General features: G+C 43.7%; 16 protein-coding genes, 1 tRNA gene and 1 pseudogene. 6 read left to right on the top strand and 12 right to left on the bottom strand.

Annotated features, from left to right (window positions below; translation table 11 throughout):
- Positions 1–79: 79 nt before the first annotated feature.
- Entirely contained in the window at positions 80–2122 is a 2043-nt protein-coding gene (uvrB, locus tag DK430_RS07165; protein ID WP_109078409.1) for an excinuclease ABC subunit UvrB, read from the bottom strand.
- A 403-nt stretch (positions 2123–2525) separates the two neighbouring features.
- Between uvrB and DK430_RS07160 the strand changes: the two genes are divergently transcribed.
- A tRNA-Asn gene (locus tag DK430_RS07160) sits at positions 2526–2601 on the top strand.
- 133 nt (positions 2602–2734) lie between these two features.
- On the opposite strand, the gene zevB is transcribed toward DK430_RS07160, so the two are convergent.
- Complete coding sequence (gene zevB, locus DK430_RS07155; protein ID WP_109078408.1) at positions 2735–3769, bottom strand: zinc transporter permease subunit ZevB; 1035 nt, start codon at positions 3767–3769, stop codon at positions 2735–2737.
- Between the two features lie 16 nt (positions 3770–3785).
- Entirely contained in the window at positions 3786–4418 is a 633-nt protein-coding gene (zevA, locus tag DK430_RS07150) for a zinc transporter binding subunit ZevA (protein WP_109078407.1), read from the bottom strand.
- A 436-nt stretch (positions 4419–4854) separates the two neighbouring features.
- On the opposite strand from zevA, the gene ettA reads away from it, so the two are divergent.
- Positions 4855–6525: an energy-dependent translational throttle protein EttA gene (gene ettA, locus DK430_RS07145; RefSeq protein WP_109078406.1), complete on the top strand. Its 1671-nt coding sequence runs from the start codon at positions 4855–4857 to the stop codon at positions 6523–6525.
- 125 nt (positions 6526–6650) lie between these two features.
- Here the strand turns inward: ettA and DK430_RS13460 are convergent, their stop codons facing one another.
- Together DK430_RS13460 and ytfE are read right to left on the bottom strand one after the other, a co-directional pair.
- Positions 6651–7346 (bottom strand): YadA C-terminal domain-containing protein, encoded by a 696-nt coding sequence (locus DK430_RS13460; protein ID WP_429696971.1) that lies wholly within the window; start codon positions 7344–7346, stop codon positions 6651–6653.
- A gap of 1440 nt (positions 7347–8786) precedes the next feature.
- A complete protein-coding gene (gene ytfE / locus DK430_RS07130; protein ID WP_109078404.1) occupies positions 8787–9464 on the bottom strand; it encodes an iron-sulfur cluster repair protein YtfE in 678 nt (225 codons plus the stop codon).
- A 298-nt stretch (positions 9465–9762) separates the two neighbouring features.
- On the opposite strand from ytfE, the gene parE reads away from it, so the two are divergent.
- The 4 genes from parE (at position 9763) to parC (ending at position 16138) form a co-directional block, all read left to right on the top strand.
- A complete protein-coding gene (gene parE / locus DK430_RS07125; RefSeq protein ID WP_109078403.1) occupies positions 9763–11661 on the top strand; it encodes a DNA topoisomerase IV subunit B in 1899 nt (632 codons plus the stop codon).
- A 46-nt stretch (positions 11662–11707) separates the two neighbouring features.
- The gene (nirK, locus tag DK430_RS07120; RefSeq protein WP_109078402.1) at positions 11708–12865 is read left to right on the top strand and encodes a copper-containing nitrite reductase; all 1158 of its coding nucleotides are present in this window, start codon (positions 11708–11710) and stop codon (positions 12863–12865) included.
- 270 nt (positions 12866–13135) lie between these two features.
- A complete protein-coding gene (locus tag DK430_RS07115) occupies positions 13136–13699 on the top strand; it encodes a DUF805 domain-containing protein (protein WP_109078401.1) in 564 nt (187 codons plus the stop codon).
- 183 nt (positions 13700–13882) lie between these two features.
- Positions 13883–16138, top strand: a complete 2256-nt coding sequence (gene parC / locus DK430_RS07110) for a DNA topoisomerase IV subunit A (protein ID WP_109078400.1) — start codon at positions 13883–13885, stop codon at positions 16136–16138.
- A gap of 37 nt (positions 16139–16175) precedes the next feature.
- Here the strand turns inward: parC and DK430_RS07105 are convergent, their stop codons facing one another.
- From DK430_RS07105 to DK430_RS07080, 7 genes and pseudogenes are all read right to left on the bottom strand, one after another.
- A complete protein-coding gene (locus DK430_RS07105) occupies positions 16176–19631 on the bottom strand; it encodes an RHS repeat-associated core domain-containing protein (protein WP_162616819.1) in 3456 nt (1151 codons plus the stop codon).
- Positions 19632–19811: 180 nt separating this feature from the next.
- Positions 19812–20096, bottom strand: a pseudogene (locus DK430_RS13455) (DUF6531 domain-containing protein); the annotation flags it as partial.
- Between the two features lie 5 nt (positions 20097–20101).
- Positions 20102–20833: an endonuclease V gene (locus tag DK430_RS07100; RefSeq protein ID WP_109078398.1), complete on the bottom strand. Its 732-nt coding sequence runs from the start codon at positions 20831–20833 to the stop codon at positions 20102–20104.
- On the bottom strand, positions 20820–21329 hold the full coding sequence (locus DK430_RS07095) for a toxin-antitoxin system YwqK family antitoxin (RefSeq protein WP_109078397.1): 510 nt from the start codon (positions 21327–21329) through the stop codon (positions 20820–20822). Before DK430_RS07095 ends, DK430_RS07100 begins: the two co-directional genes overlap by 14 nt.
- A gap of 15 nt (positions 21330–21344) precedes the next feature.
- The gene (locus tag DK430_RS07090; RefSeq protein ID WP_109078396.1) at positions 21345–22919 is read right to left on the bottom strand and encodes a PAAR domain-containing protein; all 1575 of its coding nucleotides are present in this window, start codon (positions 22917–22919) and stop codon (positions 21345–21347) included.
- On the bottom strand, positions 22920–23330 hold the full coding sequence (locus DK430_RS07085) for a DcrB-related protein (protein WP_109078395.1): 411 nt from the start codon (positions 23328–23330) through the stop codon (positions 22920–22922).
- A gap of 13 nt (positions 23331–23343) precedes the next feature.
- A partial coding sequence (locus tag DK430_RS07080; RefSeq protein WP_204352529.1) for a bacteriophage T4 gp5 trimerization domain-containing protein occupies positions 23344–23829 on the bottom strand: 486 nt, incomplete at its 5' end.

Here is a 23829-nt window from a genome sequence, read left to right as displayed (position 1 = left end):
ATATATAACCAAATTAAATGTTTTATACTAAATTAAATAGAAGCCAAATGATAAAAGATATTATTTTTAAACCAACCTTTTATTTACCTAATAACATAAAATTTTCGCGCAGTTGCTGCAATTGATCGCGTACCGCTGCGGCTTTCTCAAATTCCAAATCCTGTGCAAATTTATACATTTGCTGTTCAAGCTTCTTGATTTGTTGTTGATATTCCCTAGGCGATGTAGGGGCATTATAAAGTGCGGTCGGTTCCGCTACCATTTTCCCGCGTTGCTTATTGGCTTTGGCTTTTTGATTTGTCCCCTGACCAATATCTAATAACTCGCCCACCTTTTTATTTAATGCCTGCGGAACAATACCGTGCTCTTCATTATATTTCGCTTGTTTTTCACGGCGGCGGTTGGTTTCGGTAATGGCTTTTTCCATGGATTTAGTAATGCTGTCTGCATATAAAATCGCCTTTCCGTGTAAATTTCGCGCCGCGCGTCCGATGGTTTGAATTAATGAACGTTCGGAACGCAAAAAGCCTTCTTTATCTGCATCTAAAATTGCCACTAAAGATACTTCCGGAATATCTAAACCTTCCCGCAATAAATTAATCCCAACCAACACATCAAATTCGCCCAAGCGCAAATCGCGGATAATTTCCACCCGCTCTACGGTATCAATGTCAGAATGCAAATAACGCACGCGAATGCCGTGTTCGTCTAAATAATCCGTTAAATCTTCCGCCATTTTTTTGGTGAGTGTCGTCACCAAAACGCGCTCATTTTTATCCGCTCTTTGGCGGGCTTCGGACAATAAATCATCCACCTGAATGGACACCGGACGAATTTCAATTTGCGGATCCAACAAGCCTGTCGGACGCACCACTTGATCGATAATTTCTGCCCCAGATTTTTCCAATTCGTAAGGTCCCGGTGTGGCGGAAACATAGATAGTTTGTGGCGCTAAGCGTTCAAATTCTTCAAAACGCAACGGGCGGTTGTCCAATGCCGAAGGCAAACGGAAACCATATTCCACCAAGGTTTCTTTACGGGAACGGTCGCCACGATACATTCCGCCGATTTGCGGCACGGTGACGTGGGATTCGTCGATAATTAAAATGGCGTCGGACGGCATATAATCAAACAAAGTCGGCGGCGGCTCGCCCTCGTTTCGCCCCGATAAATAACGGGAGTAATTCTCAATCCCTGAGCAATACCCCAATTCATTCATCATTTCAATGTCAAACTGGGTGCGTTGGCTAATGCGCTGCTCTTCCAATAATTTATTCTCTTTAATGAAATATTCCCGTCGTTGCGCCAGTTCGACTTTGATCTTTTCAATGGCATCCAAAATACGTTCACGTGGCGTGACATAGTGCGTTTTCGGATATACGGTAAAACGCGGGACGCTGCCAAAACTGCTCCCTGTCAGCGGATCAAATAAACTTAAGCGCTCAATTTCATCATCAAATAATTCAACACGTACCGCGCGTTCGTCCGATTCCGCCGGGAAAATATCAATAATTTCACCACGCACACGGAATGTGCCACGCTGGAATGCCTGATCGTTGCGCGTATATTGCAATTCCGCCAGTTGCGCCAAAATCTGGCGTTGGTTAATAATCGCGCCTTGTTGCAAATGCAGCATCATTTTTAAGTAAGAATCAGGATCGCCCAAACCGTAAATGGCGGACACCGACGCCACCACAATGGTATCCCGCCGTTCCAGAAACGACTTGGTTGCCGACAGACGCATTTGTTCGATTTGATCGTTAATGGAAGCATCTTTTTCAATGAAGGTATCGCTGCTCGGCACATAAGCTTCCGGCTGATAGTAATCGTAGTAAGAAACGAAATATTCCACCGCATTTTCCGGGAAAAAATCCTTCATTTCCGCATAAAGTTGGGCAGCAAGCGTTTTATTCGGCGCCAGCAACATGGCGGGACGGTTTAATTGCGCGATGACATTGGCAATGGTAAAAGTTTTACCGGAGCCCGTTACGCCAAGTAAAGTTTGGTGAGCTAAACCGTCTTCTAAATTTTCTGCAAGTTTTGCAATGGCTTGCGGCTGATCGCCGGAGGGTTTGAAGTTGGAGTGTAGAATAAAAGGTTTGGTGTTAATTTTTTCTGACATAAAGTGCGGTCGTTTTTCTGAGCGTTTGTAAAGGTTGTGTATTTTAGCACACTTGGCAGGCTAAATTGAGCGGTAAAAATTCAAGTTTTACACAGAGTTATATTTGTCAAGTCCGTCCCTTCACAAATTTACGAAAAAATTTTCAAAATCCCTCTGGATTTTTATTAACTATTTGAAAAACCAGAAAATGTCATTTTACAATCAATTCTTCGGCAAATCTGAACGGAGCCTGATTTCATCGGGAACAAGCTGTTTTTTAAAATAATAACTCACAAACTTATCCACAGACTTTGTGGATAGAAAAAAACGGTTAAAAATGTTAAAAAATTTTTAATTTGAGGTGTTGACAAGGAATAATCGGATAAGTAATATACGCGACCTATCTTTATTGATACCAAATTATTCCTCCTTAGTTCAGTCGGTAGAACGGTGGACTGTTAATCCATATGTCGCTGGTTCAAGTCCAGCAGGAGGAGCCAATTTTTTCTTTTGGATAGTTTTTATTTGTCTCCTTTTATAAAAGCTAAAGCATACCAAAAGAATTTGAGCCCATATCCTCCTTATGGGCTTTTATTTTTTCTGCTGAATCCTTTTAATTCCTAAAATCTTCTCTTAACGGGCAAATAATGCCGCCCCACCGCTCACCGGCAAGGTTGTGCCGTAAAGCAAACTTACGGCAAAGAAAATTAAGATGATACCAGCAAGGCATTTCATGAGCGCTTCCGCATTCACATTCGCGAAAGGCAGGCGATACCACTGCCCCATTTTAACTGCTGTAGAACGGGCGTAACGCACCAATAATGCAAACGCCGACAAGGTTATTCCTGTACCGAAAGACATTGCCAGCGTCGCCGCCATGCCCCAGCCGTAAAGATCCAACATGTACGCCAGAAATAGCACGAAGATCGCACCTGAACAAGGGCGCATACCAATACTGAAAATAATCAGCAAGCTTTCTTTGATATTCGTGCTTTGATTCAACCTGTCGGGATCCGGCACATGTTGATGACCGCAACCGCAATTGGCATAGTGTTCGGCATGGTCCGTTGAAAAAACACTTAAAATTCCGACCGCACTTTTTTCGGCAATCAGCGACCCAATTCGCATTTCATTGGTTGCGGCACTTTGAATTTTATTAATTTGCAATTTTTTCTTGGTTTGTCGATGTTGTTTATATATCGCTTTCCCGCTTTTCCAACACCAAGTTAAGCCAAGTAGAATCACCAGTCCGTAGGCGGCTCGTTCCAGCCATAATTGACTTAAATTAAAATAGGCGGAAGACAGTTGCAACAACAAAACCACAATAGACACCGCAGAAATCGCCACCAATCCTTGCGTTAAAGAAGAAAAGAAAGTGATTTGCATACTGCGAGCAAGTTTGGTTCGATGCGTGGCTAAATAGCCGGCAATAATAAATTTGCCATGCCCGGGACCGAGCGCATGAAACACGCCGTAGAGGAAACTGACAGAAATCAGCAGGCTGCCAGCATAAACGGGCTGTTGTTTAATTTCGCGCAGATAACCGGACATGAGTTGATTAAATTCCCGCTGCCACAGGGCGACCTGTTTAAATAACCAAGGGAAAAGATAAATGATGGCAAGAACTAAAATGACAAATAATATGCTGTAAAATAAACGGGATTTCATAAGGCTCTTAAAAAAACTAGCGGCAAATCAACCGCACTTTTTGTGCGAACATCGCACCCAATGTATTGTCTTCATCACGTTGCGTTTGATCCAATGATGAGGCGTATCGCTTTATTTTATCATCCACCTGAGGCTCAAGCACTTCACCCTGACAATTTGCCGGAAGTGCGGAAAAATCCACCGCACTTTTTGTGGGGTCGGCGTAGTACATAGACACATAATAAGTGGGATCATAAGTGCTTAAGGTAAATTCGTTATCTTTCAACAATTGCGGTTTGGACAATGTAAAATCAAAAAAGTACAACACTTGCGAACCGCTGGATTTCATGCCGTAATTTTTTGGCATAGCACTGTATTTGATTTTATTGCCCTGCTTGTCGAACAAATAGCTGAAATAATGCTCGTTCACTACATTGCCGATGACTTCATCAATGAGCTTTTGCAACGCTTTTTTATCGCCATGGGTTTGTTGCACATCATATAACATCGCCGCCGAACTGGGTTCGTCTAAAATCCACTGCATGGAAAAACCAACTAATTGCTGATTTTCCACTAAAATTTTGTTTTTCATCTCAATAAACGCATGAGGATGGGCAAAAACAGGTTGAACAGATAACAGGGACAATAACAATAAAAACGGTTTCTTCACAAATTCACCTTCCTAAAAATTCTGTAACGCATTCTAACATAAATTAAAATCTCACAGAACAAGTACAAAAAAGCGGCAAAAAAGAAAAAATCTGCCAAATTTTGTGATTTATATCAAAAAAACCTGATTTAGCATTTTCCTTCATCCCCAAATATCTATATTATTCAGTCGCATCAAGTGATTGCTTGATATTCATAAAGTTCCTAAATAAAATAATCATAAATAGCTAAACTACTTTCCTACCTCTCCTTGCGGAGAGGTTTTTTTATGCCTAAATTTTTGCTTCGGGAAATTGGCACAACCGCAAACATCAAGTAGAATGAGCCACCTGAATCATTACTGCTTTTTATGATTTATTGTTCCTTAAGGGTCATTCGGAAAACCAAAAAAACACCGATAAAAATGACCGCACTTTTCCCTTAACCAGAGAAAAATTATGTCAACACAATTCGTTTACACGATGCACCGAGTAGGCAAAGTGGTTCCGCCGAAACGTCATATTCTGAAAGATATTTCCCTGAGCTTTTTCCCGGGCGCCAAAATCGGTGTGCTCGGTTTAAACGGCGCCGGTAAATCTACGTTGCTGCGCATTATGGCGGGCATTGATAAAGAAATCGAAGGGGAAGCCCGCCCGCAACCCGGCATTAAAATCGGTTATCTGCCGCAGGAACCGAAACTTGAACCGCAACAAACCGTGCGCGAAGCCATTGAAGAAGCAGTGGGTGAAGTCAAACGTGCCTTAACCCGTTTAGATGAAGTTTATGCGCTGTATACCGATCCTGACGCGGATTTCGATAAACTCGCCGCCGAACAAGCGGAACTGGAAGCCGTCATCCAAGCACATGACGGACATAATTTGGATAACCAATTAGAGCGCGCCGCCGATGCGCTGCGCTTGCCGGATTGGGATGCCAAAATCGAGCATTTATCCGGGGGCGAACGTCGCCGCGTGGCGCTTTGCCGTTTATTGTTAGAAAAGCCGGATATGTTGCTGTTAGACGAGCCGACCAACCACTTAGATGCGGAATCCGTGGCGTGGTTAGAACGCTTCTTGCACGACTACGAAGGCACTGTGGTGGCAATTACCCACGACCGTTACTTCTTGGATAACGTTGCCGGCTGGATTTTAGAGCTTGACCGTGGCGAAGGCATTCCTTGGGAAGGCAACTATTCTTCCTGGTTGGAGCAAAAAGAAAAACGCTTGGCACAAGAACAAGCGCAGGAATCAGCCCGTCAAAAATCCATTGAAAAAGAATTGGAATGGGTGCGCCAAAATCCGAAAGGTCGCCAAGCGAAAAGCAAGGCGCGTATGGCTCGCTTTGAAGAACTTAATTCCGGCGAATATCAAAAACGTAACGAAACTAACGAACTCTTTATTCCGCCCGGTCCGCGTTTAGGCGACAAAGTGATTGAAGTGCAGCATTTAAGCAAATCCTACGGCGACCGCACGTTAATCGATGACTTGTCCTTCAGTATTCCGAAAGGCGCCATCGTCGGGATTATCGGTGCCAACGGTGCGGGTAAATCTACCCTGTTCCGTATGCTTTCCGGCAAAGAACAACCGGATTCCGGCTCCATCACCTTGGGCGAAACTGTGGTGTTGGCGTCCGTGGATCAATTCCGCGACGCCATGGACGACAAAAAAACCGTGTGGGAAGAAGTGTCCAACGGACAAGACATTCTCACTATCGGCAACTTTGAAATTCCAAGTCGCGCTTATGTAGGTCGCTTCAACTTCAAAGGCGTGGATCAACAAAAACGCGTGGGCGAACTTTCCGGCGGTGAACGCGGTCGTTTGCACTTAGCAAAATTGTTGCAGGCAGGCGGCAACGTGCTGTTACTGGACGAACCGACCAATGACCTTGACGTAGAAACCCTGCGCGCACTGGAAAATGCCATCTTAGAATTCCCGGGTTGCGCCATGGTGATTTCCCATGACCGCTGGTTCTTAGACCGTATCGCCACCCACATTTTGGACTACGGCGATGAAGGCAAAGTGACGTTCTACGAAGGCAACTTCTCCGACTATGAAGAATGGAAGAAGAAAACCTTCGGCGCCGATGCCGTTCAACCGCATCGCATGAAATATAAACGCATTGCGAAATAATATTTCATCAACATAAAAAACCCGTTTTCAATGAAAACGGGTTTTTATTTTTACAAACTAGGTTAACATTAAAAAAACAACGTTCAAAATCCATTGGATTTTGTGACCGCACTTTTTAATGGAAATTACCACTCAAAGTTCACGCCGGCATTATAAGTTGCACCGCCGCCGTTTGTACTAAATGCTACACCGGCTTTTGCAGCGACATTTTCGTTAAAGCGATAACCTGTACCGACCGCTAAAGCCGTCTTAGATTTGTAACCGCCCACCGCTGCGCTCACATTCACTTTGCCCACATTATACGGTTGGAACAAACCGCTTAACGCCGCTTGAGATGCCAAGCCGTTTTTCACTTCTTTATCCAAATCGTTTACACGATTGTCTAATTGATCGATACGGGCGGAATTATGGCTGGCAACCTTAGCGACATTTTGTTGTGCAGATTTTAAGTTTGAAATTTCGGTTGTATGTGTAGAAACAGTCGCTTTGTTTGTCGCAATTGCAGCCGCATTATTTTCTACATCAGCTTTGTTAGCCTTCGTTTCAATGGCTGTTTTATTTGCCTTCACTGCTGCGGTATTTTTGCTAATATTTGATGTATTTTCATCAATTTTAGCACCATGCTCTGTTGTTGTTACCTCTAACTTTTGAGTAGCTTCATGGACACCGTCAAATTCTTTTCTTACTGCAGATTCATCGGCTTTTTTCTCTAAGTCTGCTTTATTTTGTGCAATCGCTTTTGCATTTTCTTCAACTTTCGCCGCATTAGCAAAGGTCGCTGTGGTTTTTAGTTTTTCAATGCTATCTGTGTTGCGATCCACTTTACCATCTAACTGAATCACTTCATTAACCAAACCGTTGTGATTATCTTCAATGGCACCTAAAGCAGTTTGTGTTTGTTTAAAACCTTCAAGAGTTTGTTCTTTAAGTTTTGTAATATCATCATAATTAGTATTGATACCATCCGTTAAACGTCCAACCTCTGAAGCAACATGTTCGCCTAACGCTTTTAAATCGCTGGCATGTTCTTGTTTAAATTTCCCGTAATTTTCCTTAACTTTTTCGACTTCATCAATCAAGCTATCAGTATTTTCACTAATCCCATTTACATAATCAATAACTTCGCCCAACTCATCTTTTGTCGCTCTGTTATTTATCGCATTTAAAAGACTGTTATGGTGATCCTGCAACGTTTCTTGACTTACTTTTTTCGCCAATTCCGCATCAACCGCCGCTTTATCCGCTTTTTTCGCTAATTCTTGATCAACGTATTGTTTACCGGCTTTTGCATCAATGCTGACTTTTTGCTCACGAAGCGCTTGTGTATTTTTTTCCACATCTTGATTTACTTTGGTTAAGCCGTCTTTCACGTTATCTACTTTGCGATCTAACTGAACAACTTCATTGACTAAACCGTTGTGGTTATCTTCAATGGCACCTAAGGCAGTTTGTGTTTGTTTAAAACCTTCAAGAGTTTGTTCTTTAAGTTTTGTAATGTCATCGTAGTTAGTATTGATGCCATCTGTTAAACGTTCAACCTCTGAAGCAACGTGTTCACCTAACGCTTGCAAATCACTGGCATGTTCTTCTCTAAATTTGCCGTAATTTTCCTTAACTTTTTCGACTTGATCAATCAAAGTATCGGTATCGTCACCCAACTGGTTTGTACGGGTAACAATCTCAGCAACACTGTTATTTAAGCCATCGACGTCTTTAGTCAACCGCTCAATATCTTCTGCAGCAGCGTAAAAGCCATCCGCCATAGTTTCTACAGCGGCTCGAATATTCGCCTTATTCTTTTCAACTTGTGCCTCTAATGCAGCATTATCCGCAAATGCACCCGCAGAAAAAACACCGGTAACAAACAAAGCAATAGCAGTACGTTTTAATAATTGGTATTTCATGGTTCACCTTAATAAAAGAAATTAAATTTAGAAAAATAAGTTAGCAACATCATTCAAATACTAACTTTCATTATGCAAAAGAAGGGTGTAATGACTTAAGCCTCCCTGCTTTTGTTATTTTATATCATGAAAAATCTAATAAAAAAATTGAATCTATTCACTTGAATAATAATAAAAAGAAATAATAAAAGCATAATTTATAAACAATTTTTTTACTAAAACCGTTAAGCAAAACAACATTAAAACAATACAAAAACCTTTAAGCTTATATCTATTTTCCAAATAACTTAAAGAAATAAAAAAGCCATTAAACGATGATTTAATGGCTTTAAAAATTTCAAATTGTTGCAATAGTTTTTACCTACCGCCCTCCGCAATCACTCTCGGGAACAAAATATTATTTTCCGTATGAATGTGCATCATTAAATCGTCCATAAATTCTTGGATGCCGCTATACAATGCCCACCAAGTGTTACAGGCATCTGCCGGCGGTGTTAAATTATTAGTGAGCGCTTTTAATACATCCAAATGCTCGCCATGTTCAGCATGTTCATGCTCCATCACCTGAATCGGCATTCTTGTCATGGCGTAATTGCCCATTTTGATCATCGGGAACAAAATTTGTTCCTCTTTCATCATGTGATTGGTTAAGTCGGCATACACATTATGTAATTCCGCCGCAATGCCTACTGGGCAATCGGCACGATCGCCATGTACCGCTTCCACGCGTTCCGCAAGCACGATCAATTCCTGCAACTGCGCACGATGACGTTCATGATAACGATGTAAAATATGTTCGATAGTTTCCGCGTAATCCGCCGTCAACCAATGCTGTTCGGCATCGGCTTGTTTTTCCGCCTGCAATGCGGCTAAACGGGCTTCAATTTCCGCCAAATCCAAATTTTTCGCCGTTACGGCAACCCCCAGCAGGGTTTCGCCGCCACAGCAAAAATCCAAATCATATTCACGCAAAAGTGCGGTAGATCCCGGAATCGAAACGGCAATTTCACTTAATTTCTTATCTGCATAAGACATCTAATTTCCCCCTAAAATGAAAGATAAATAAAAACCGAGTAAAATACTAAACTACTCAGAAAAAAGAGAGAACCGATTTAGATAAAAACCCTCGGCTTCTATGATTAACATCAAAGCCCATACCTTAAATGAGGGAGAGCACTTGGCATGATTCAAGCTTTTCCTGAGGAAAAACTGAAAAACACCTCAAAAAACCACCGCACTTTCCTTCCTTTCGTTAAAGTGCGGTTAAAAATCCCGTTGTTTTTTGCTATAATCCCGCGCAATTTTGTTTCCTGATTTTATTGATTAAATAACTATGACAACGAATTATTCCGCCAACGAAATTACCGTTTTAAAAGACCTTGAACCTGTGCAGCTGCGCCCGGGCATGTACACGGACACCACCCGCCCGAATCACTTGGCGCAAGAGGTTATCGACAACAGTGTGGATGAAGCCCTTGCCGGATTTGCAACGAAAATCGAAGTGATTTTGCATAAAGATCAATCCATTGAAGTGATCGACAACGGACGCGGTATGCCCGTGGATATTCATCCGGTGGAAAAAGTTTCCGGCGTGGAAGTGATCATGAGCAAACTGCACGCGGGCGGTAAATTCTCCAATAAAAACTACACCTTCTCCGGCGGTTTGCATGGGGTGGGGATTTCCGTCGTGAACGCCCTTTCCGAACGGGTTGATGTTACCGTAAAACGCAACGGCGAAGTGTATAAAATCGCCTTTGAAAACGGCAAAAAAGTGGAAGATCTTACCGTTATCGGCACCTGCGGTCGCCGTACCACCGGCACTACCGTGCATTTCAAACCGAATCCGAAATATTTCGACAGCGACAAATTTTCCGTCAGCCGTCTACGCCATTTATTGCGCGCCAAAGCGGTTTTATGCTCCGGCTTGGAAATTAAATTTATCGATAAAGTCAACGACACCGAAGACTCCTGGCTTTATCAGGACGGCTTAAACGATTACTTAATGGAAGCGGTGAACGGTTTGGTTACCCTGCCGGAACACCCCTTCATCGGCGAGTTTAACGGCGAAAAAGAAGCAGTTTCTTGGGCGTTATTATGGCTGCCGGAAGGCGGTGATCTCGTCGGCGAAAGCTATGTGAACCTGATTCCTACCGCCCTTGGCGGCACCCATGTGAACGGCTTGCGCCAAGGCTTATTGGATGCCATGCGCGAATTTTGCGAATTCCGCAATTTATTGCCGCGCGGAGTCAAACTGACCGCCGATGATTTATGGGATCGCTGCGCCTACGTGCTCTCCCTCAAAATGCAGGATCCGCAGTTCGCTGGACAAACCAAAGAACGCCTGTCCTCCCGTCAAAGTGCGGTGTTTATCGGCGGCGTTGTGAAAGACGCTTTCAGCTTATGGCTAAACCAAAACGTTCAAGCGGCGGAATTGTTAGCGGATATGGCGATCAGTTCCGCCCAACGTCGTTTGCGCGCAGCGAAAAAAGTGGTGCGCAAAAAATTGGTCAGCGGCCCTGCGTTGCCGGGAAAACTCGCCGATTGCAGCTCACAAGATCTGAATTTCACCGAATTATTTCTAGTCGAAGGAGATTCCGCCGGCGGCTCCGCCAAGCAGGCGCGGGATCGCGAATATCAAGCCATTTTGCCGTTACGCGGCAAAATTCTGAACACGTGGGAAGTGTCGCCGGAACAAGTGCTGGCGTCACAAGAAGTGCATGACATCGCCGTTGCGCTCGGCATTGACCCCGACAACGACGATTTATCCCAACTGCGTTACGGCAAAGTGTGTATTCTCGCCGACGCGGATTCCGACGGCTTGCACATCGCCACCCTGCTCTGCGCCTTATTTCTGCGCCATTTCCCGAAACTGGTGGAACAGGGGCATGTGTTTGTGGCAATGCCGCCGTTATACCGAATCGACCTTGGCAAAGAAGTGTTTTACGCCTTAGACGAAAGCGAAAAAGACGCCATACTGGATCGTCTCAAAGGGAAAAAAGGCAAACCGAACGTACAACGCTTTAAAGGCTTGGGTGAAATGAACCCGATGCAACTGCGCGAAACCACCATGGACCCGAACACCCGCCGTTTAGTGCAACTCACTTTTGAAGCCCAAGGCGAAGAAAGTCAGGAAACCATTGAAACCATGGATATGTTACTGGCGAAGAAACGCGCCGAAGACCGTAAAAACTGGTTGCAGGCAAAAGGTGACCAAGTGGATTTAACCGCTTAACGTAATCATGTAATTCCTTAATAAACTCATTAACGGAGGCAACAAAATGAACGAGCAACGACGTGACTTTCTCAAACACAGTAGCTTAGGCATCGCCACGATCGCATTAGGCGCAGGTTTCAGCGTAATCTCGCCGGCCGCTCAAGCGGAAACTGCAACGAAAACGTCCGATGCCAATCAACCGTTGCCCGTTATTGAGGCGGAACTGACCTACGCACCGAACGTGCCTAAACCCTTAGCCCGCAATTATCCCGCAAAAGTCGTGGTAAAACTGACGGCGTTTGAAAAAATCATGGAGCTTATGCCCGGCGTGCAATTCAAATTCTGGTTGCTCAATGACGCCGTTCCCGCGCCATTTATTCGCGTGCGACAAGACGACATCGTGGAGTTACAACTTTCCAACTCGGCAAGTTCCATGATGGCGCACAGTATCGACTTCCACGCAGCCTCCGCCCCAATGGGCGCCGCTGAAGGCAGTGAAACCGCGCCGGGACGCACCACCGTCTCCACATTTAAAGCTGTGCACCCGGGAATTTATTTATACCACTGCGGTAGCCAACCGGTTTCCATCCACTTAGCCAAAGGGATGTACGGCTTAATTTTAGTCGAACCGAAAGAAGGCTTACCGAAGGTCGATCGCGAATACTACATCATGCAAAGCGAGTTCTACACCAAAGGCGGTTTCGGCGATCCGGGCTTACAACCGTTCAGCATGCAAAAAGCGGTGGACGAACGCCCTGATTACGTGCTGTTCAACGGCAAAGTGGACGCGCTAACGGAAAGCAACGCACTAAAAGCCAAGGTGGGCGAAACCGTCCGTTTATTCGTCGGCAACGCCGGACCGAATCTGATTTCCTCTTTCCACTTAATCGGCGGTGTGTTTGACACCGTTTATGTGGAAAGCGGCAGCCTGACCAACCACAACGTGCAAACCACCCTGATTCCTTCAGGCAGCGCAACCATTGTGGAATCTAAATTACTGGCGCCGGGCATCTACCCGTTTCTCGACCACTCCATTTTCCGTGCCACCGAAAAAGGCACTATCGGACATTTAATCGTGGAAGGTGAAGAAAATAAGGAAATCTACGCCGGTCAATTAAGCAACGAACCTTTTAAAGAAGCCAACCCGCAAAAACCCCAACCCGTGCCTTATGAAATTGAAGCGCACAAAGGTATGATGATGGGGCACAAAGGGCATAAGTAACGATAAAGTGCGGTCATAAGAAACAACGTTTTTTCGATCTCCCCTTAATAACATACATATTAAAAAATGTAAGTATAATAAAAACTAAATACAGAAATAGAGCTAAAATGATTACATTATTATTTATTATATTTTGCCTTATTCAATACAATATTTTGGAACCTCTAAAAGAAAAAAAAGGCAAACAATATTCTAAAGACTTGAATAAAATTAAAGTAATAAGACTACGCGAAACGACTATGAATTTATCTGTATGATTGAGAGGAAAGCGTGGATTCTATCATTTCTTATTTTTTAATTTGCTGGCAAAATAGTTTTAACTACAAAGGAAGAGCAAGGCGCTTAGAGATTGGCGCATTTCTTCTATTAACAATAATTATTGCAGCCGGACTCCAGATTACCGAACTATTTATTAAAGAATATATATACTCTTATTCTGATCTATTACATTTCAATCTGGTTTATACACATGTTGAAAATGGTTATTTAATCAAACAGCCATATTTTACTTTTCATATGATAACCTGCTGTTATCTACTCGTAAGCATTGCACCACTGTTATCAGTTACAGCAAGAAGGCTACAAGACCTGAACAAGTCTAAATATTGGATTTTTTATTTATTTCATCCATTTTTTATTATTTTAATTTTATTTATAAGATTATCTATTTTTATATATTTTGAAACAGATATTTTAGGTATTACATGGTTAGATGAACATTGGGTTTATGTCATATCACCTTTTCTGCTTTATGAAATTTTCTTAATTCTAAAAATTTTATTTCAAGAAGGTGAACCTGATGAAAATCAATATGGTCAATCACCAAAATACTAAAAAAATCGACCGCACTTTATCTGGGGTCGCCTTTCTTTTGGTTACTTTTCTTTGGCGAAGCAAAGACAAAATCTTTAGATTTTGAACGTTGGCTTTGCCAATGGCACGAAGTGCAAGCGTAGCGAAGTAAAAGTAACTCGCCCATCGGGCGAAACCGATTTACACAACTAAACTTGAAACAAAATGACAACAGAATCCATCAACTACGAAGGCATCGAACAAATGCCACTACGTCACTTCACCGAAAGTGCGTACCTCAATTACTCCATGTACGTCATCATGGATCGAGCTTTACCCTTCATTGGTGACGGTTTAAAACCGGTGCAACGACGTATTATTTACGCCATGTCAGAACTCGGACTGAACGCCACGGCGAAATACAAAAAATCCGCCCGTACCGTGGGGGATGTGTTGGGTAAATTCCACCCCCACGGCGACAGCGCCTGCTATGAAGCCATGGTGCTGATGGCACAGCCCTTCTCTTACCGTTATCCGTTGGTTGACGGACAAGGCAACTGGGGCGCGGTGGATGATCCGAAATCTTTCGCCGCTATGCGTTATACGGAATCCCGCTTGTCGAAAATTTCCGAAATTCTGTTGGCGGAACTCGGCCAGGGCACGGTGGATTATCAGCCGAACTTCGACGGCACATTAGAAGAGCCGCAATATTTACCGGCGCGTTTGCCGCATATTTTGCTCAACGGCACCACCGGTATTGCGGTGGGCATGGCAACGGATATTCCGCCGCACAATATCAATGAAATCGCTGATGCGGCGGTGATGTTGTTGGATAATCCGAAAACCACGCTGGATGATTTATTAACCGTGGTACAAGGCCCGGATTTCCCGACGGAAGCGGAAATTATTTCACCGAAAGAAGACATTCGTAAAATCTATCAACAAGGACGCGGTTCCATTAAAATGCGCGCCAGCTGGAAGAAAGAAGACGGCGAAATCATTATCAGCGCGTTGCCGCACCAATCCTCACCGTCCAAAGTGATTGCGCAAATCGCCGAGCAAATGACGGCAAAAAAATTGCCGATGGTGGAAGACATTCGCGATGAAGCGGATCATGAAAACCCGGTGCGTATTGTGATTGTGCCGCGCTCCAATCGGGTGGATACGGATGCCATGATGGCGCATTTATTCGCCACCACCGATTTGGAAAAAAGCTATCGCGTGAACATGAACATGATCGGGTTGGATCACAAGCCGGCAGTGAAAAACCTGCTGGAAATCCTCACCGAATGGCTCAGTTTTCGCCGCACCACCGTCACCCGTCGATTGCAGTATCGTCTGAATAAGGTGCTTGCCCGTTTGCATATTTTGCAAGGCTTGATGATCGCCTTTTTAAACATTGACGAAGTGATCGAAATTATCCGCCACGAAGACGAACCGAAAGCAGAATTGATGGTGCGCTTCAATTTAAGCGACGAGCAGGCGGAAGCCATTTTAAACTTACGTTTGCGTCATTTGGCGAAACTGGAAGAACATCAGTTGCTGGCGGAACAAGCAGAATTAGAAAAAGAGCGGTCATCTTTGGAAGAGATTTTAGGCTCCGAACGTCGTTTGAACACGCTACTGAAAAAAGAAATTCAGCAGGACGCCAAAACCTACGCCAGCCCTCGCCGCTCACCGTTAGTGGAGCGCGCGGAAGCCAAAGCCATCGCGGAAAACGAAATGTTGCCGACAGAACCGGTCACCGTGATTTTATCGGAAATGGGCTGGGTGCGTTGTGCTAAAGGGCATGACATTGATCCGCAGGGCTTGAGCTACAAAGCGGGCGATAAATATCTGGCACATGCCTACGGCAAGAGCAATCAGGCGGCGGTGTTTATCGACAGCACGGGGCGCAGTTATGCACTCGATCCGCTAGCCTTGCCGTCCGCCCGTTCACAAGGCGAACCGCTCACCGGAAAACTCACCTTGCCGGCAGGCGCAACTATCGATCAGCTGCTCATTGAAAACGAAGATCAACCGCTACTCATGGCATCCGACGCAGGTTACGGCTTTATTTGTAAATTCGCCGATTTAATCGCCCGCAATAAAGCCGGGAAGGCGCTGATATCCTTGCCGGAAAATGCCAAAGTGCTGCCGCCATTAACGCTGAAAAATCCGACCGCACTTTTAGTGGCGCTCACCTCCGCCGGCAGAATGCTCATTTTCCCGGTAAAAGATTTACCTGAACTTTCCAAAGGTAAAGGTAACAAAATCGTCACCATTCCGTCCGCCAGCGCGAAAGCCCGCTCCGAGTTGTTGGTGCGATTATTGTTGATTGAAGAAACGTCCAGCTTGGTGTTCCATTCCGGCAAACGCAAAATCACCTTGAAGCCGGAAGACTTGCAAAAATTCCGCGCCGAACGCGGACGCAAAGGAACCCAGTTGCCTCGAGGCTTACACAGCAATGTGGAAATTGAAGTGGTAACGCTGCAGGAATGATAACAATACGCACGTAAAACATGCGATTTTAGGTCACCTATAAAGGACATCGGGCTTCACATGCCCTTGAGGGGCATGTGAAAAACTTGTAGTGATTCAAAACCAGCAACTTTTCCAACAAGTTCTGTAGATAACTTGCTTCCGGCTTGCCATCTACAGTTCCTTTTACTAAACTTTGACTCATAGTTTTAGCTTCTGCTTTAGCGCTCACATGTTTTGTAGTATGCAGACCTCGTGATGGCCTTTGCGCGTTGTAAATATTTACTCTTTGTTCTTTTTTCCACTTAGGGCAAACCTGTAACCCCAACGGTTCCACAAACGCCGTCGGTATTCCCACATACCCATACGGATTAAATCCCCCCAGCAACCCTATCGGGTCATGGCTGAGATATTGCCCTGTCTCCGGTGAGTAATAACGGAAGCGGTTATAATGCAGTTCACTTTCCTCGTCATAATATTGCCCCACAAAACGGTGATTGCATTTAAGCGGGTTACTATCATTCGCAGCATAGTGCCGATGTCCATCAATCTCCGCTTCGCCCCACAAGTTGAGTTTTTGCCGGTAGTCGATGTAACCGTCTTCGGTTAAGAGTTCTGTAATCGTCCCCACTTGGTCAGCAACCGTATAGTGCAGCTGCCCTTTTTCATAACGCGCGGTCGGGGTGAAGTCGTCTTCCTGATATAGCCAGTAAATGGCTTCATTCCAGTTGGCTTGCAGGATTTGTTGCCGACCTTCGGCTTGTAATGCCGGATTACCGTCTGTCGCCGTGATTTGCAACGGCGCTTCGGCAACTAACTGGTTTTGCTTATACAGATAACGGTACCCTAAAAGTGCGGTCGTTTTTACCGGCGTTTTTTCAGCTTGCCCTTGGTTTTCCGTTATCTGTTTTTGTGCTGGGTTTTCTGTTGTTTCGTTTTGTGCCTGTTGCTCTTGCGTCTCCCACAACTCACTTATCTTATGCCAGTAATCCTGATTCGGACGTATCGGCATGTCTATCAGTTGATTCTTGTACGGGTTGTTCGGGTCGGTTGTGGCGGCTTGGTCAGTTTGAACTTGGTACTTCGTTATCCGTCTGCCAAAAGCGTCATACTCATAACGCCAAGTCCCCTTATGAGGACTATGCAACTCAACCAACTGGCTCTGACTGTTCCACTTGTAATACGTGGTCACAGGGCGGAACCCTTTCTTAGTTTCCGTTTTGCTTTGCAGTCTACCTAACTCGTCATATTTATAGGTCTTGTTCCCGTATCTGGTAATCCGTCCGTGACGGTGTTTGATACCGTAAGTGGCGTCATTGGCAGCCTGTAGCTGATACTGTCCGTTCTCATTTGTCTCGCGTTGGACTTTCTGCGTAAGATTAAGTTGGCTGTCGTAGCGGTAATGTTCGCTGCTGCGAATGCCGTTTAACACATCGGTCACCTGACCGTTTTTATTCACTCGGTATTCCGTCGCACCCCAGTGATTATCTTGGGTATGCGTCAGGTTAAACGCCTTGTCATATTGCCATTTGCGGCTGATTTGGGTGCCCGCTATCGGATAGGTGTGGTTAGGCTGGTAGTTATCGAGTTGCTCTTCAGTCAGGTTATTATGCCAACCGCCGCCTTGCGCCTGTAACAGACCTGATGGGCTGAAGTGCTCGGCAAGGATAAAACCGTTTTCATTCTGTTTACGTGTTTGTCTGCCAAGTTTGTCGTAGCTGAGGTTAAGAGGGTTATGGTCATCGACCTGGAATTGCGTCAACTCACCGTATTGGTTAAATCTTTGCGAGATTCTGACCGCACTTTCTCCGCCATTCGGGAGTGAGAAGCCCGTTTGTCTGCCGTATTTATCTAACTCAACTTCAATCCGCTCGCCGTCCTGAATCTCCGCAATCAGACGATGTTGCTCGTCATATTCAAACTCGGTGATGTGTGTCGCATTGAAAGGAAGGTATTGTGTGTTGACGGTTTTGCTCAGCTGCCCCGTTTTCTTCGTGTACGCGTAACTCACCTCATGCGCCAACGCGTAACCTTCCGGAATAGCTATACCGTTTACACCGTCTGTCGGCGCAAAAAGTGCGGTCAGTTTTTGAAGTGTTTTTTTTTCCGGTTTTCCCGTCGTATCTACTTTGATGTCGACTTTTGTTTTTTTCACCTGCCAAGTCTGACGGCTAAGCAGTTTATCCTCTTCATCATATGAATAAGTCTCAATACTACCGTCTGCTTGTGTTTGTCGGGTCAATCTGCCAGCTTGGTCATACGCATAGCTTCTGACTCTGCCGGTAAAGTCCGTCTCGCTGATGAGTTGTCCCGCTTTGTCATATTCATAACGGTAACTGTCACCCTGGCTGTTCTTCACTTCCGTTAAACGCGTCAGTTTGTCATAGCGAAACGTCAGTGTTTCGCCGTTCGGCAGCGTCTGGCTGTGCAGTAAATCAAACGCGCCGTAGGTATACTTCGTTTTGTTACCATTACCGTCAACCGCTTCCGTTAAAAGCCGTTCGCTGTTATAACGGAAGTGCTGAATCGAACCTTCCGGTGTGGTGAGCTTGGTTAAGCTGCCGTCCGGGTTAGCGTGCGCCTGACTGTATTCATAACGGTACTGACTGTTATCCGGTAGCGTCAATTGCGTTATCCGCCCGAATAAGTCCTGTGTAAATGACGTTAATTCGCCTCGGCTGTCACGTCGTCCAATAAGCTGATATGTATGTTCGTCATATTCGTAGCTTTGATACGTCTCATCCAGATAATCCAGCCGAATTAACCGCCCCTTCTCATCATATTGATAATGCCAGGTTAATCCGTAAGGTGACGTCAGCTTAGATAAAGCGCCTCTCTCATCATATTCATAGCGCCAGCGCTCGCCTCGTGCCAGAATCCGTTCGGTCAGCAAACCCTTTTCGTTATAACGGTATTGCAACTTCTCTTCATTCGGTAAAATAACCTCGGTCAGTTCACCATAATCATTGTAACGATAGGATAATGTTCTGCCTAACGCGTCCGTCTCCGACAGCTTCAGACTTAAATCCCATTCCGTCTCTTTTATCCGTCCAAGCGGGTCTTCTTCTTTTGTAACAAGCGCATTGTCGTTATACCAAAAATGACTAATACCTCCTTCCGCATCATAATAAGTAGTGCAACGATTCGCTTCATCATACGCAAAACGGTCAGCATAATAGCCGCCCGATGCCTGCGTGGAAATCACCCGCCCCCGTTCGTCATAAACCACATCCGTCTGCGTTGCCTGCGTATCGCGCCACGACACCATATAGCCGTTTTCATCATAGTCATGGAAGATTTCGCCGAATTGGTGACTCCGGCAGTAAATCAGCTGTCCCCGGGCGTTATATTCACAACGTAACAACTGCTGATTCACCTGACCGTCAAAATACTCGATTTCCCGTATCAGCCAATCTTGACTTTGAACGCGTAAGTAACAACCGTCACTATGTGTGACTTTGCTTAATCCGTTTTCGTCATAATCCAGATGAATGTAGTTGCCGAAATAGTCCATTATCCAGGTTAAATAGCGCGTTTCATGCGACTGAACGGAAATACTGTCAAAAACGTAGGTAAGTTGTGTTTTACGGTCGAAGAGATACAGAGAATGGTTCCGACGTCCATAGAGAACATAGTTGGGCGCATGTAAATGCGTGGCGAAAACGGTCTCTCCGGGAACATAAAATGTATATTGAACCCCTTCGTTATCTGTGAAAACAATAGAATCCGATTGAAGGAGAAGACACTGAGACCAGTCATCCGACCATTTTTGCCCTAAATGACCGTGAATTTCAGTGGTTGAACGATAAACGCGGGTAAATTTTAGCGGCAAAAGGCTATTGGTTAAATCAATGAGTTGCCATTGTTGTAAATAATCACCCGTTGCGACGTTAATAGGTTCACCAACAACAGTTATTTGATGTAAGGAAGTATATTTTTTAAGTACACTAACGGTTTCTGGTGGAAAGAAAAAATCCATGGAAATTAGTTCTTAGTTAGTAATACAAAGTTATCATTCTTACTATTAAGAATATTCTTACGCTTAATATGTGTTTCTAAATCAGCATACCTCGTAGTAATCGGTAATCGACTAGATTTATCTACAAAATGTAGTGTAATCTCTATAGCAGTAGATAAATCAATCCAATTACCACAAGAAACATAAATTGGTTTAACATTAAATTGAGTTCTTAATACAGCACCATAAACCGTTTCTCTAGATTTTATTAACTCATAACTACCAGCTGTATTTGAAGGTTCAGAATATGAAACATCATTAATTTTAAAATAGTTTTTAGCCACCCCAATAGTTGGTTTATTAAGATAAAAAGAAGCATGAGTAGCAATACCCATATGCCTAAAATGTAAATAACCATTACCATCAAACATATATAGATCCGGCTTAGAAACCATTCTTTTGACTGCATTTAGAACTAATGGTAGTTCTCTAAAAGCTAAATATCCTGGGATATAAGGTATACTTACTTTATCAACGTAATCAACCTTTTCTATTATTTCTTTAGTTTTATAATCAACAATAACAATACAACATACACCGTATTCTATTCCATCAATATCAGTCCAATAAGCAATATCAACACCAGCAATCAATTTTAGTTCAAGTAGATTAAAATTATTAATTAAAGAAATCTTTTCTAAAAAACGATTTTGCTCACATTTAAAATCATTCAAAAGAACCATGTTATTTGTACTCATAGTTTTTATCTGCAAGTAGATTATATGTTGATTTAAACTTGTAAAATATCAATTCTTCTGTTGGTAACTCTAATAGTTTCAAAATATCCTCAGGAATACCCTTGTGTAATTCAGCTTGATATTTAACTATATTAAAATTACCACTAACAGAATTCACCTCAACTATTTTTAAATGGCTATTATTCAAAACTACAGAAACCGTTACCAACAAATTATTTTCATCAAACTCCTTAGAAATACCATATAACACATTATGCTTATACTCAGAAATTTGTTCAATACTACCATCTGAGCGATAATTCACTTCAATACCATTTTTATATCCATCTTTAATTTCCGCTTCATAATCTAAGGCAGATTTACACATTCCATAAACAATGCCATTAAATGGTCTTTCACAAATTTTATCTAAATAATAAATCCACTCGCCATTTATGTCATTTTTCCCATACAATTTTTCATCAATATCTTCTAGTTTTTCTATTATACCGTTCATATCTTTATTCCTTTTCTATTCATGCACATGAGTATTTATGCCATCTGTTATTCTCTGACAATGTTCACATCTAGGTTTAGGTGGTGGCATACCTCCATTATTTCTTATAGCAGCATTCTGTAAATCTACATTATACAAATCCATTTCAGAAATAGATGAAGCATCCACTGGAATACCTCTCTCTCGTCTTGCTTTAATTGCTTGATCTAAAGCTCTAATTTCTGAGTGAGCAGCTGTTCTACGATCAGCCATATCACTAGGGGTAATTTCTCCACTTGCAATTTTAGCTTCATATTGTGCAACGCTCTCTTTAATTATAGGATCTGCGCCCCCTGTTTCAGGAGATCCATTTAACCAAGCCTCATAAGCACGATCTCCTGTCGCATTATTTTTAAAGTTTTGAGCATAAAATGTTTCTCCAGTAGCCGGATCATAAACACCAGAAAGACAAGGCCCCCTTTCCTTCGCACTAACACCTGACTCTAAAATTTCTTGTGCTTTCATCTTAACATCATCAATTAATTTTTGATTCAGAGGACGCTGTGAGTTATTTCCTCCAAATAATCCCTTAACCTTCCCAAACATTTTATGCCAAGGTGCATATATCGATGCCGTCGCCGTAAACTCAGCCAATAAACTGGTACTTTCCCGAATCGGATATTTCTCCGGATCTGTCGCCGTCGCCTTATCCACCCCGATAGTTGTTTCCGTTTTTCTGTCCAGATTCCCGTCACAGGTCGTTCGACAACCGACCTTCGCGAGCAATCTACCGTTCACCGTAACTGTTTTTACGCCTTCCGCAATAAACTCTTCATGTGAATGGTCACGACATTTTACCCTATCTCCCATTCTGGCAACAGGTCGCCCTTCAAATGTTACATTATCTGAGCCACTTTGTATTTCTCCTTTCACCTCTCCATATTGAGACATCGCGTTACCAGCCGCCATGATTGTACCGCCGACCAATCCACCCAGCAAACCGGCAACAAAAAATCCTAAACCAAATGTAGAAATACCCACCCAGACAACCAGCGCACCTAATATCACTCCACCGACAATGCCCCATAAACCACAGTCTTTTTTCTGGTGGGCAATAACATCACCTTTGCAAACGGGTCTATCGCTATCTGTGTCAACTTTATACCAACCTTTCTTTTTAGCAATCCAATTTCCTAAAGGGTCGCCAATAATCATTCCTCCAATTCCACCGACCAGCCCGCCCCCAATAAGTGCGGTAACAGCCCCCAATCCAGTTAATCCTCCTGCCAGAAAAGTCCCACCATTTGCAACACTGGCAAGCCCTCCCTTAACAAAAGCTGTACCGACACCCGCCCACATCGTCACAACATTTGCTGTTTGTCCACGTCCATATTTTAAAACCGCACGAACCCCAGTTTCCCAATCACCTGATTTAACCCCTGTGACCATTTCTGAAAATTCTGCTTTAGCCGTTTTCCCATCAACCATCATACTGTTTTTTACATACATTAAAGCGGATGAAAAAATAATACCTCCACCTAAAACAGAATTCTGCGCCAATCCGCCGGAAGGGGACACCACAGGCGCGGTTTGCGCTGTTGAGACCGACATTTAATCCACCCTTGCTTTAAAACTACGCACAATATCTAACAAAATTTCTTTTTGCTTACTCGTGAGCGCTACAACACTCGTCAGCGTAATCATCAGCGGAAATTTATCCGCCATATCCACAATCGCTGTAATCTGCTGCAGTTTTCCCTGCGGCGAATGCCAGGAATACTCCGTGAAAACACAAGGACGGTTATCCAACTCGCCGGTTTCTCTTGACACTTCTTTATAATCCGTGAGTTGTTTGCCAAGTGAGGTGATTTCTCGCTCACAGAACTCGGAAAAACCCATGCCAAACGGCAGTTTGTCATAAGAAATCGAAATACTTTGTCCGAATTCGTTAGTCAGCAAAATGATACTTTTATCCTGCCAGTCGCTGCCTATCTCAAGACTGCCTCGATTAAAATAAAACATCGTTCATCTCCTATCATTTTTTAGAATCATTCAAGCCGACATGAGCCGATTCTAATAAAATATTTTTATCGTCCATGGTGATTGTTGAAGTACCGCATTTCAATTGAATTTGACCTTCTCCCATTATGATTGAAAGGCTTTCGCCGACAAGCAATTCAATCTTTTCCGCCGCATCAAATTTTACAGTTTTGGATGTAGCATCACGCGCACCGTTCGGGATGATTTCTTCTAAACTGCCGGAATCCACGTGTTTAGTATCATTTCCCTCAGAAACCCTAACTGAGCGCCCCTTACCAACCGTTGTTGATTCCGAACCGGCTACCTCGATAGTACGATTTTGTCCAATGGTCGTCGAATCATTCCCCGTCACATCCAACGACCGATTATTCCCGATCGACGCCGACTGGTCATTCAACACCTTGGTGTTCATGTCCTTCTGCGCCTGAAAATCTAATCGCTGATTTCCCGTCGCATCTTCCATTATCATTCCGTTATAGCC

The organism is Aggregatibacter kilianii (assembly GCF_003129965.1).
In the GTDB taxonomy this organism is placed as follows: domain Bacteria; phylum Pseudomonadota; class Gammaproteobacteria; order Enterobacterales; family Pasteurellaceae; genus Aggregatibacter; species Aggregatibacter kilianii_A.
This window is presented reverse-complemented; position numbering and strand designations above follow the sequence as displayed.